General features: G+C 70.9%; 9 protein-coding genes. All 9 read right to left on the reverse strand.

Annotated elements, in window-relative coordinates; all coding sequences use genetic code 11:
• The 9 genes from alaS to OCU29_RS17560 all read right to left on the reverse strand — a co-directional run bounded on the left by alaS (position 1) and on the right by OCU29_RS17560 (position 11191).
• Positions 1 to 2676, reverse strand: coding sequence for an alanine--tRNA ligase (gene alaS, locus OCU29_RS17520; RefSeq protein WP_261820938.1), 2676 nt, complete (start codon positions 2674 to 2676; stop codon positions 1 to 3).
• Positions 2676 to 2948 (reverse strand): DUF6167 family protein, encoded by a 273-nt coding sequence (locus tag OCU29_RS17525; protein ID WP_179616364.1) that lies wholly within the window; start codon positions 2946 to 2948, stop codon positions 2676 to 2678. Before OCU29_RS17525 ends, alaS begins: the two co-directional genes overlap by 1 nt.
• Positions 2945 to 3472: a hypothetical protein gene (locus OCU29_RS17530; protein ID WP_261820939.1), complete on the reverse strand. Its 528-nt coding sequence runs from the start codon at positions 3470 to 3472 to the stop codon at positions 2945 to 2947. The genes OCU29_RS17525 and OCU29_RS17530 overlap by 4 nt, the downstream gene beginning before the upstream one ends.
• An 11-nt stretch (positions 3473 to 3483) precedes the next feature.
• Complete coding sequence (locus tag OCU29_RS17535) at positions 3484 to 4848, reverse strand: replication-associated recombination protein A (RefSeq protein ID WP_370463680.1); 1365 nt, start codon at positions 4846 to 4848, stop codon at positions 3484 to 3486.
• A 23-nt stretch (positions 4849 to 4871) separates the two neighbouring features.
• Positions 4872 to 5981 carry an oligopeptide/dipeptide ABC transporter ATP-binding protein gene (locus tag OCU29_RS17540; RefSeq protein ID WP_261820986.1) on the reverse strand — a complete coding sequence of 370 codons (1110 nt, stop codon included), beginning with the start codon at positions 5979 to 5981 and terminating at the stop codon, positions 4872 to 4874.
• A 188-nt stretch (positions 5982 to 6169) separates the two neighbouring features.
• Positions 6170 to 7228, reverse strand: coding sequence for an ABC transporter ATP-binding protein (locus OCU29_RS17545; protein WP_179616362.1), 1059 nt, complete (start codon positions 7226 to 7228; stop codon positions 6170 to 6172).
• A complete protein-coding gene (locus OCU29_RS17550) occupies positions 7225 to 8232 on the reverse strand; it encodes an ABC transporter permease (protein ID WP_179616361.1) in 1008 nt (335 codons plus the stop codon). Before OCU29_RS17550 ends, OCU29_RS17545 begins: the two co-directional genes overlap by 4 nt.
• 148 nt (positions 8233 to 8380) lie before the next feature.
• Positions 8381 to 10144 (reverse strand): ABC transporter substrate-binding protein, encoded by a 1764-nt coding sequence (locus tag OCU29_RS17555; protein WP_179616360.1) that lies wholly within the window; start codon positions 10142 to 10144, stop codon positions 8381 to 8383.
• A 63-nt stretch (positions 10145 to 10207) separates the two neighbouring features.
• Positions 10208 to 11191: an ABC transporter permease gene (locus OCU29_RS17560; protein WP_179616359.1), complete on the reverse strand. Its 984-nt coding sequence runs from the start codon at positions 11189 to 11191 to the stop codon at positions 10208 to 10210.
• Between the last annotated feature and the right edge of the window lie 103 nt (positions 11192 to 11294).

The following is an 11294-nucleotide window of genomic DNA, read 5'->3' on the forward strand; positions in this document are numbered from 1 at the left end:
TCAGGCCCCCACCGCGCGGGCGACCTCGGTGCCGACGGCGGCCAGCGCCTCGTCGAGGCGCGAGGTGTCGGTGCCGCCGCCCTGCGCCACGTCGGCCTTGCCGCCGCCCTTGCCGCCCACGAACGGGCCGACGGCCCGGACGAGGTCGTTGGCGCTGAGCCCGCGGGCGCGGGCCTCCTCGTTGGTCGCCGCGACCACCGAGACCTTGCCGTCGAGCGCGCCGACGACGACCACGACGCCGGGGCGGCCCTGCGGCAGCCGGCCGCGCACGTCGGTGGCCAGGGTGCGCACGTCGCCGCCGCCGGCACCGTCGACCCGGTGCGCGACCACGGCCACGCCCGCGACGTCCTGGGCGCCCGCGGCCAGCGCGGCGCCGCCGGAGAGCAGCTGGGCCAGCCGTGCCTTCTCGGCCTCCTTCTCGGCCGCGCGCAGGCGCTCGACCAGGTCGGCGACCCGGGGCACCAGGTCGTCGGGCTGGGTCTTGAGCAGCCCGGTCAGCTGGGCCACGACGTCGCGCTCGCGGGCCAGGTAGGAGAAGCCCTCGACGCCGGTGAAGGCCTCGATGCGCCGGTTGCCCGAGCCCACCGACGACTCGCCGGTCACCACGACGGTGCCGATCTGCGAGGAGTGCTCGACGTGGGTGCCGCCGCACAGCTCGCGCGACCAGGGGCCGCCGATCTCGACGACGCGCACCTTGGAGTCGTCGTAGGTCTCGCCGAAGAGCGCGATCGCGCCCCAGTCCTTGGCCTCGTCCAGCGTCATGTACTGCCAGCCCACGGGCAGGTCGGCGCGCAGCGCCTGGTTGGAGACCTGCTCGATGTCGCGCACCTGCTCGGGGCTCAGCGCGCTGGTCCAGCCGAAGTCCAGGCGCAGGTAGCCGGGCCGGTTGTAGGAGCCCGACTGCAGCGCCGAGGGGCCGAGCACCTCGCGCAGCGCGGCGTGCACCACGTGGGTGCCCGAGTGCGCCTGGCGGGCGCCGGTGCGCCACTCGGGGTCGACCTGGGCGTGCAGCACGGCGTCGGTCACCAGCTCGCCCTCGAGCACGCGCACCTGGTGCACGACCAGCCCGCGCACGGGGCGCTGGACGTCGAGCACCTCCAGGCGCGCGCCGTCGGCGACCAGCACACCGGCGTCGGCGGCCTGGCCGCCCGACTCGGCGTAGAACGGGGTCCGGTCGAGGACGACCTCGCCGACCTGGCCGGCGCCCAGCGCCGGCACCCCGGTGCCGCCGGAGAGCACCGCGAGGACGCGCGACTCGGTCTCGAGGGTCTCGTAGGCCAGCCAGTCGGTCGGGCCGTGGGCGTCGAGGATGCCGCGGTAGACGCCGGTGTCGGCGTGCTGGCCCTTCTTGGCCTTCGCGTCGGCCTTGGCGCGCTCGCGCTGCTCGGCCATCAGCCCGCGGAAGCCCTCCTCGTCGACGCCGAGGCCGGCCTCGGAGGCCATCTCGAGGGTCAGGTCGATGGGGAAGCCGTAGGTGTCGTGCAGCGTGAAGGCCTGGGCGCCGGAGAGGCGGCCCTGCCCGGTGCTGCGCACCTCCTTGGCGGCGCGGTCGAAGAGCTGGGTGCCGGCGAGCAGCGTCTTGGCGAACGCCTCCTCCTCGGCGTAGGCGACCCGGCTGATCCGGTCGAAGCCGGTCTCGACCTCGGGGTAGGACAGCTTCATCCGGTCACGGCTGACCGGCAGCAGCTCGGGCAGCGCCGGGCCGTCGTAGCCGAGCAGGCGCATCGAGCGGATCGCGCGGCGCAGCAGCCGGCGCAGCACGTAGCCCCGGGCCTCGTTGCCGGGCGTGACGCCGTCGCTGATGAGCATCAGCGCGCTGCGCACGTGGTCGGCCACGACCCGGAAGCGCACGTCGTCGGCCGGGTCGGCGCCGTACTTCTTGCCGCTCAGCTCGGCGGCGCGCTCGATGACCGGGAAGACCTCGTCGATCTCGTAGAGGTTCTCCTTGCCCTGCAGCAGGTAGGCCACCCGCTCCAGGCCCATGCCGGTGTCGATGTTCTTGGCCGGCAGCGGGCCCTCGACGTCGAAGTCGGCCTTCGAGCGCACCTGGCTCAGCGACTCCTGCATGAAGACGAGGTTCCAGATCTCCAGGAACCGGTCCTCGTCGGCGTTGGGGCCGCCGTCGGGGCCGTACTCGGGCCCGCGGTCGACGTAGATCTCCGAGCAGGGGCCGCCGGGGCCCGGCACGCCCATGTTCCAGTAGTTGTCCTCGAGGCCGCGCTCCTGGATGCGCTCGAAGGGCAGGCCCGCCACCTCGTGCCACAGCTGCTTGGCCTCGTCGTCGCTGGGCAGCACGGTGACCCAGATCTTCTCGGGGTCGAAGCCGAAGCCGCCGTCCTCCACCGAGCCGGTGACCAGGCTCCAGGCGAAGCGGATCGCCCCCTCCTTGAAGTAGTCGCCGAAGGAGAAGTTGCCGCACATCTGGAAGAAGGTGCCGTGGCGCGTGGTCTTGCCGACCTCCTCGATGTCGAGGGTGCGCACGCACTTCTGCACGCTGGTGGCGCGGTCCCACTGCGGGGTCTCCTGGCCCAGGAAGTAGGGCTTGAACGGCACCATGCCGGCGTTGACGAACAGCAGGTTGGGGTCGTCGAGCAGCAGCGAGGCCGACGGGACCACCGTGTGACCGTGACGCTCGAAGTGCGCCACGAACCTGCGCCGGATCTCCGCGGTCTCCATCAGCTGGTGCCTTCCTGTTCTGTCGTGCGTTCGGTGGGGTGGGGACTGTCGATCTCGCGTGGCCGCGCGGCCGCGAGCCGCTGGCGCAGCTGGTCCTCGGCCTCGGCGCGCCCCTGCGCGACCTCGTCGCGGAACATCCGGGCGCCCAGGGCCAGGGCCCCGGCACGGTCGCGCAGGCCGTCGGCGCTCAGGGCCTCGGCGGCACGGCGACCACGCACCATCGCGTAGACCCCGGCGCCGGCTCCGGCCACGAACCAGAGCCCGCGGCTCATGCGGCCGGCTCCGCCTGGTCGGCGCGGCCACGGGCCGCCCAGTCGCGGCGCGCCGCGCGCAGGTCGGCGCGGCGCTGCTTGCGGGCCCGCTTGACCTCGCGGCGCATCTCGAAGCGGATGCGGTGGCGGGTCTCGGGCGCCAGCGCCCGGCGCAGGCCGTGGGCCAGCGAGGCGGCCTGCACGGCGCTCTCGCGCAGCACCAGGTCGGCGAAGAGCGGGGCGGGCACCGTGGGGGCGTCCGGCTCGTCGACCGCGGTGTCGTCGTGCTCGCCGACGTGGGTGATGACGTACTCGTGGGCGTCGAGCTCCTCGCGCCGGTGCTGGCGCGCGAGACGCTGCTCGACCTCCTCGACACGGCCCAGCAGCTCCTCGGCGCTGGCGCGCACGGCATCGATCTCGGCGGCGGCGCGGCGCCGGGCGCGGCCCACGGCCACGAGCGCGGTCGCGGCCAGCGCGCCCAGCAGGAGCACGGCGACGGTGGTCGCGACGAGCGCCCAGGCGGGCACGCTCCACTGCTCGGTCATGGGGCCCGACCCTACCGTCCGCGGATGATGCGACGAACTCGCTCCCACCGCTCCTTGATCGCGGCCTCCGCGCCGATCTCCTTGGGGCGGTAGTAGGTGGCGTCCGCGACGACGTCGGGCGCGTACTGCTGCTCGGCGACGCCGTAGGGCTCGTCGTGGCTGTAGGTGTAGCTCCTGCCGTGGCCGAGGTCCTTGGCGCCGGCGTAGTGCGCGTCGCGCAGGTGGGCCGGCACCGGGCCGACCTTGCCGGCGCGCACGTCGCCCGACGCCTCGGCCAGCGCCGTGGTGACGGCGTTGGACTTGGGGGCCACGGCCAGCGCGATGGTGGCGTGCGCGAGGTTGAACTTCGCCTCCGGCATCCCGATCAGCTGCACGGCCTGCGCGGCCGCCACCGCCGTGGTCAGCGCGGTGGGGTCGGCGAGGCCGATGTCCTCGCTGGCCAGCACCACCAGGCGCCGGGCGATGAAGCGCGGGTCCTCGCCGGCCTCCATCATCCGGGTCAGGTAGTGCATGGCGGCGTCGGCGTCGGAGCCGCGCACCGACTTGATGAAGGCGCTGGTGACGTCGTAGTGCTGGTCGCCCTGGCGGTCGTAGCGCACCGCGGCCCGGTCGACGGCGGTCTCGGCGGTGGCCAGGTCCACCTCGGTCGCGTCGCGGGCGCGGGCGGCCCCGGCGGCCGCCTCGAGGTAGGTCAGGCTGCGGCGGGCGTCGCCGCCCGCGAGCCGCACCAGGTGCTCGGCGGCGTCCTCGGCCAGGGTGTACTCCCCCGCCAGCCCCCGCTCGTCGACCAGAGCCTGGTCGATGACGGCGCGCACGTCGGCGTCGCTGAGCGACTCCAGGCGCAGCAGCAGGCTGCGCGAGAGCAGCGGCGAGATGACCGAGAAGAAGGGGTTCTCGGTGGTGGCCGCCACCAGCGTGACCCAGCGGTTCTCGACCCCGGGCAGCAGGGCGTCCTGCTGGGCCTTGCTGAAGCGGTGCACCTCGTCGACGAAGAGCACCGTCTCGTGGCCGGTGGCCACCAGCTCGGCCCGCGCGCTGTCGATGGCGGCGCGCACCTCCTTGACCCCTGCCGAGACCGCGGAGACCTCGACGAAGCGCCGGTCGGTCTGCTGGCTCAGGATCGAGGCGATCGTGGTCTTGCCGGTGCCGGGCGGGCCCCACAGCAGCAGCGACAACGAGCGCTGGTCCTCGATCAGCTGGTGCAGCGGCGAGCCGGGCTCGCGCAGCTGCGACTGCCCGACCAGCTCGTCGAGGGTGCGCGGACGCATCCGCACCGCCAGCGGCGCCGAGGCGTGCGAGGTCGCGGCCAGGGAGCCGCCGCCGGAGCGGCCGGGGCCGCCAGAGCCGGCTGTCGGGGCGTCGAACAGTGCGTCCACCCCGACAGCCTAGGAGCCGGTGCTCAGGCCGAGACCATCTGCCTGGACTTCACATCGAACCAGCGCTTCTCGTAGCCCGGGCCGGTGGCGAGCTCCTCGGGGGTCACCGAGGGGTCGGGGCTGCCCTGCCCGTCGACGCCCAGCAGGCCCGAGGTGACCGGGGTGCGCGGGGCGTCGCCCAGCTCACCGGCGAAGTGGCAGGCCACCTTGTGGCGCGGACCGATCTGCAGCAGCGGCGGCTCGACCTTGGCGCAGATGTCCTGGGCCAGGTGGCAGCGGGTGCGGAAGCGGCAGCCCGAGGGCGGGTTGATCGGGCTGGGCACGTCGCCCTCGAGCCGGATCCGCTCACGACGCCCGCCGACCGCGGCCTGCTTGACGTCGGGCACGGCCGAGAGCAGCGCCTGGGTGTAGGGGTGGTGCGCCGAGCCGTAGATGGTCTCGCGGTCGGCGATCTCCACGATCTTGCCCAGGTACATCACCGCGACCTCGGGGCAGAAGTGCCGCACGATCGCGAGGTCGTGGGCGATGAAGAGGAACGCGATGCCCATCTCGGCCTGCAGCTCCTGGAGCAGGTTGATCACCTGCGCCTGGATCGACACGTCGAGCGCCGAGACCGGCTCGTCGGCCACCAGCAGCTTGGGGTTCAGGGTCAGCGCCCGGGCGATGCCGATGCGCTGGCGCTGACCGCCGGAGAACTCGTTGGGGTAGCGGTTGTAGTGCTCGGGGTTGAGGCCGACGACCTCGAGCAGCTCCTTGACCCGGTCCTTGATCTTGTTCTTCGGCACCACGTTGTGCACCGAGAGCGGCGCACCGACGATCGCGCCGACGGTGTGGCGCGGGTTCAGCGAGGTGTAGGGGTCCTGGAAGATCATCTGCACGTCGCGGCGCAGCGGCTTCATGGCCCGGTTCGACAGCTTCGCCAGGTCGGTGCGGTCCTCGCCGAAGTACATCGCGCCGCCGGTGGGCTCGTAGAGGCGCGTGATCAGCCGACCGGTGGTCGACTTGCCGCAACCCGACTCCCCCACCAGGCCCAGCGAGCCGCCCTTGGGCACCTCGAAGCTGATGCCGTCGACGGCCTGCACGTGCCCGATGGTGCGGCGCACGACGCCCGAGGACTTCACCGGGAAGTACATCTTGAGGTCGTCGACCGAGAGCACCGCGGGGGCGTCGGGGTCGAGCTTGGTGGCGCCGTGGCCCTGCGCGGCGATCTCGGCGAAGCTCAGGTGCGAGACGTCGTCGGGCTTGGCCAGCTCGGGGGCGTGCTTGGCCTCCGGGTTCTCGGGGTTGCGCTCGGGGTCGGTGTCCAGGTTGATGTTCGACATCAGCTCTCCTCGAGCAGCTCGGGGGCGATGACGGGCAGGACCTCGCGCTCGTAGATCGCCTCGGGGTCGCGCAGGTGGCAGCGCTTGAGGTGTCGGGGGTTCGAGCCACCCTGCTCGAAGGCCGGCATCGTCGTGGCGCACAGGTCGCCCTCGACCTTGTCGGAGTGCACGCACCGGGGGTGGAAGGCGCACCCGGTCGGCGGGTTCAGCAGGCTCGGCGGGTTGCCGGGGATCGGGATCAGCTTGGAGTCGGTGTCGCCGGTGACGTCGGGCACCGAGGAGAGCAGGCCCCAGGTGTAGGGCATCTGCGGCCGGGTCAGGATCTCCTTGCCGGTGCCGTACTCCACGCCGCGACCGGCGTACATGACCAGCACGTCGTCGGCCATCTCGGCGATGACGCCGAGGTCGTGGGTGATGATGATGACCGCGGAGTCGAACTCGCTCTGCAGGTCCTGCAGCAGGTCGAGGATCTGCGCCTGCACCGTCACGTCGAGCGCGGTGGTCGGCTCGTCGGCGATCAGCAGCGACGGGTCGTTGATCAGGCCCATGGCGATCATGGCGCGCTGGCGCATGCCGCCCGAGAACTGGTGCGGGAAGTCGTCGACGCGGCGGTCGGGCTGCGGGATGCCGACGCGGTCGAGCATCTCGATGGCCTTGCGGCGCGCCTCGCGCTTGGTGGCCTTGGGGTGGTGCACCAGGTAGGCCTCGGCGAGCTGGCCGCCGATCTTGTAGAAAGGGTGCAGCGCGGCCAGGGCGTCCTGGAAGATCATCGCGACCTGGCGACCGCGCAGCTTGCGCAGACCGGACTCGTTCAGGCCCACGACCTCCTGGCCGTCGACCCGGATCGAGCCGGTGATGCGGGCGGTGCGGGCGTCGTGCAGGCCCAGGACGGCCATCGAGGAGACCGACTTACCCGAGCCCGACTCACCCACGATGCCGAGGGTCTTGCCCTTCTCGACCGAGTAGCTCAGGTCCTGCACGGCGGTGACGAGGCCGTCCTCGGTCGGGAACCGGACCGTGAGGTCCTCCACGACGAGGAACGGATCGGTGGCGCTCACGAGAGCCTCACTCTCGGGTCGAGGATGGAGTAGACGAGGTCGACGATCAGGTTGGCCAGGATCAGGATCACGGCGCTGAACAGCGCGGTGGCCGAGACGATCGGCAGGTCGCGCTGCCCGACGGCGCGCAGGCTCCACAGGCCGATGCCTTCGATGTCGAAGATGCGCTCGGTGAAGATGGTGCCGGCCAGCAGGGTGCCGAAGTCGATGCCGAAGATGGTCACGATCGGCACCAGCGCGGCACGCAGGCCGTGCTTGTAGACGACCGTGCGGGTCGGCAGGCCCTTGGCCTTGGCGGTGCGGATGTAGTCCTCGCTCAGCGCCTCGACCATCGCGCCGCGGGCGTAGCGGGTGTACTGGGTGCAGCCGAAGATGCCCAGGCAGATCCACGCCAGCGCGAGACCACCGAACCAGGCCGTGGGTGACTCGGTCAGTGGCACGTAGCCGGTGTTGCCGATGAGGGGTACCTCCCACTTCAGTGAGAAGTACAGCCAGGTCAGCAGGGCGAACAGGTAGTAGGGCACCGAGCTGAGGAACAGGAAGCTGGAGACCAGGGCCTTGTCCTGCACGGTGCCGCGTCTTCGCGCGGCCGCCACCCCGATGGGTACGCCGAGCAGCAGGTAGAGGGTCGCGCCGCCGACGGCGACGGAGAAGGTGGCCGGCAGGCGGGACTTCATGTCCTCCCAGACCGGCTGGCCGTTCTTGTAGGACAGCCCGAAGCAGGGGGCGTCGCAGCGGGTGGTCTGGGCGGCGACGGTGATGTCGCGCCCGACGAAGACACCCTTGACGTACTCGCCGTACTCGGCGTACCAGGCGTTGTTGTAGCCCAGCTCCTCGGTGAAGCGGTCGAGGCGCTCGGCGTTGCAGCGGTTGGAGGTCTTGGTGTCGCACATGACCCGGGCGGGCTCGTTGGGCCCGTACCAGAAGAGCAGGAAGATCGACATGGACACCAGGAACAGCACCAGCACGCCGGCCAGGAGCCGTTTGACGACATAGGCGAACATCGAGGATCTCTCTTCCGTGGGGAGGTCGTGCGGGGCGACGGGGACCCCCGGTTCTCGGGGGTCCCCGCCGCTGTCGTGCTATTGATCGTGCACTAGCTGGTGGTGCGGTGAACCGAAGGGCTCACGTGGTGCTGATCGACGGGGTCGATCACTGCATCACGTAGAGGTCCTTGTAGTTCGGGGCACCGATCGAGCCGTCACCGGTGGGGTTGCCGATCTTGGAACCGAACGCGTAGAGGTCGTTGCGGAACGCGGTGGGGATGATCGGGAAGAACTCGGTCGACATGGTCTCGTCGAGCTCGCCCCAGGCCTCGGCCTGCTCCTCGAGGGGCAGGGTCGGGATCTCGTCCATGCGGTCGTCCATCGACTGCTCGGAGAAGAAACCGGTGTTGTAGGTCGCGCCCGTGCGGGTCAGCGGCGGGACCATGGTCAGGCCCGAGGGCCAGTCCGAGCACCAGTTGACGCCACGCAGGTTCAGGCTCTTGTTGAGCTTGTCGTCCGGGTTGGTCCAGGTGGAGTACGGGGACTCCTGGACACCGGTCGCCTTGACCGTGAAGCCGGCCTCCTCGAAGCCCTTCTCCAGCTGCTGCTGCGAGGCAACGGCCAGCGGGTCGGCTTCGTAGAAGATCATCGAGATCTCGGCGGGCGTGTCGGACTCCGCGAGGAGCTCCTTGGCCTTCTCCGGGTCGTAGGTGAACTGCTCACCGTCGACGAAGTAGTCGCTCTTGCCCGACATGCCCGGGGGCATGATCGAGTTGGCGGGGACGCGGGTCACGCCCGGCACCTCGCCGCCGGCCTGCCAGACCGACTCGTAGGGGATCGCGTAGGCGACGGCCTTGCGCCAGTTCAGGTCCGTCGACTCGTAGTCGGGGTACAGGAAGCTGGTGCACTGCGAGGACTGCTGCACCAGGCGGTCGCCGAGGACCTCGGAGCCGTCGGTGTAGCTGCTCGAGCCGAGCTGCGTGGACAGCGCGGTCTGCGACTCGGTGTTGTCGCTGAGCATGATCTGGTCGGTCTGGTCGCCGTCGGCGTTGAACTTGAAGACCCACTTGTCGGCGTACTGGTGGCGCGCCGGGTCGGACTCGGGGTTCCACTGGTCGTTCTTGACCAGCACCAGCTCGTCGCCGGGGCGGAACGAGTCGACCTTGTAGGGGCCGTTCGACTTGATGTTCTGACCGTAGGCCGGGGGCTGGCTCTCCTTGCCCAGCGGAGCCGGGCCCATCGCCATGAAGGCGCCCCAGTAGTCCATGTCGGGGAAGGTCTTGGCCATCTTGATGGTGACGGTCGAGGCGTCGTTGTCGAACTCGACACCCTCCCAGTCAGCGTTCTTGCTGGTGTAGGGGCCCTCGTACTCGCCCGCACCCAGGAAGTACTGCTGCGAGTACTCGGTGCCGGGACCCGACGGGAACTGCTCGGAGTCCATCGACCGGGTGATGCCCCAGGCGACCTCCTCCGCGGTGATCGGGGAGCCGTCCTCCCAGGTGGCGTCGTCGCGGATCTCGAAGGTCCACTCGGTGAAGTCCTCGTTGGGCTGACCGAGGTCGACGGCCAGGTCGGGGACCAGGATCATCTCGCCGGTGGTCGACTCGGGGTCACGCTTGTACTGCGTCAGCGAGCGGCTGGTGAGCGCCTGCTGGATCGAGTTGCCGGTGACCGACCAGCCGTTGGTGGGGTCGAGGTCGTCCGGGCCGGGGTCGCCGGGCAGGAAGACGGTGATGGTGCCACCAGCGGTGGCGCCCTCGATGTCCTCGGCCGGGCCCTGGGCCTCGGGGTCCTTGTCGATGGTCTCCGCGGCGTTGTCGAACTCGCGCTCGCCCGCGTTGGTCTCGCCACCGTCGCCCGAGCCACCACACGCGGCAAGGGTCAACAGCGCAGCGCCGGCGACAACCGCCAGCGGCTTGGTCCGTCTCATGGTCCAGCCTTTCTTGTTACTTGGATCGAGACGCGAGGAGGATTCGCGCCACGTCGAGCCCCGTCAGCGACGGGTCTTCGGGTCGAGCGCGTCACGAACCGCGTCGCCCAAGAGGTTGAGTGCCAGCACGAGCGCCACGATGCCGAGGAGCGGCTGCCACAGGTAGAGGGAGTAGTCGTTGAAGAAGCTGGTCGCCTGGGTCAGCGTCTGGCCCCACGACGGGCGCGAGGTGATGCCGATGCCCAGGAAGGCCAGGCCCGCCTCGGCGGAGACGAAGGCCGGCAGCATCAGCGAGGTGCTGACCACGATCGGCGCCGCCAGGTTGGGCATCAGCTCGCGCAGCAGCACCCGGCGGGTGGGCATGCCCAGCACCCGGGCGGCCTGGATGAACTCGCGCTCGCGCAGCGAGAGCACCTCGCCGCGGATCAGTCGCGCCAGGCCCATCCAGCCGAAGAAGGCCAGCACCATCACCAGCTGGGCGACCTGGATGGTCACGTAGTTGGGGTTGTCGCGGAACCGCTCGCTGACGATCGGCGCGATGGTCAGCGCGGCCAGCAGGAACGGCAGGGTGAGGAAGAAGTCGGTGATGAACGAGATCACCTTGTCGACGACGCCGCCCAGGAAGCCGGCCAGCAGGCCGAGCGTGATGCCCACGACCGTGGCCACGATGGTGGCCAGGGTGGCGATCTGGAGCGAGTTGCGCGCACCCTCGAGCCAGTAGGCCAGGTTGTCGGTCGCGGTGCGGGGCGCGATGCCGAAGGGGTGCTCCATCGTGAAGGCGCCGTAGGGCGGGCCGTACTCGGGGCGCGGGACGCCGTCGAGGTCGAGGAACTGCGCGGACAGCACGGTCTCGGTGTCGACACCGAAGAGCCGCTGCAGCACGCCCGAGAAGATCGCGATCAGCACGAAGAAGAGCACCGTGGCCAGGCAGACGACCGCGATCTTGTCGCGCATCAGGCGACCCATCGCGATCCGCATCGGCGACTTGCCGGTGATCGACTTCGCCTTCTTGGTGCTCGGGTCCTTGCCCGGGGGCTCGTCGCTCATGTGACCCAGCGTCTCGGGTCCGGCGGTCTGTGCCGACGACATGCTCACCCCATCTGGTTGGTTCGCCGGGGGTCTCCCGGCGCGCGCTCGCTGCGCGCCGAGC

This window comes from Nocardioides sp. OK12 (assembly GCF_024341885.1).
Taxonomy (GTDB): domain Bacteria; phylum Actinomycetota; class Actinomycetes; order Propionibacteriales; family Nocardioidaceae; genus Nocardioides; species Nocardioides marinisabuli.

Excerpts from the sequence above, each read along its gene's own strand:
- alaS (WP_261820938.1), bottom strand. The coding sequence starts at position 2,676 with ATGGAGACCGCGGAGATCCGGCGCAGGTTCGTGGCGCACTTCGAGCGT.
- OCU29_RS17525 (WP_179616364.1), bottom strand. The coding sequence starts at position 2,948 with ATGAGCCGCGGGCTCTGGTTCGTGGCCGGAGCCGGCGCCGGGGTCTAC.
- OCU29_RS17530 (WP_261820939.1), bottom strand. The coding sequence starts at position 3,472 with ATGACCGAGCAGTGGAGCGTGCCCGCCTGGGCGCTCGTCGCGACCACC.
- OCU29_RS17540 (WP_261820986.1), bottom strand. The coding sequence starts at position 5,981 with ATGTACTTCCCGGTGAAGTCCTCGGGCGTCGTGCGCCGCACCATCGGG.
- OCU29_RS17550 (WP_179616361.1), bottom strand. The coding sequence starts at position 8,232 with ATGTTCGCCTATGTCGTCAAACGGCTCCTGGCCGGCGTGCTGGTGCTG.
- OCU29_RS17555 (WP_179616360.1), bottom strand. The coding sequence starts at position 10,144 with ATGAGACGGACCAAGCCGCTGGCGGTTGTCGCCGGCGCTGCGCTGTTG.
- OCU29_RS17560 (WP_179616359.1), bottom strand. The coding sequence starts at position 11,191 with ATGAGCGACGAGCCCCCGGGCAAGGACCCGAGCACCAAGAAGGCGAAG.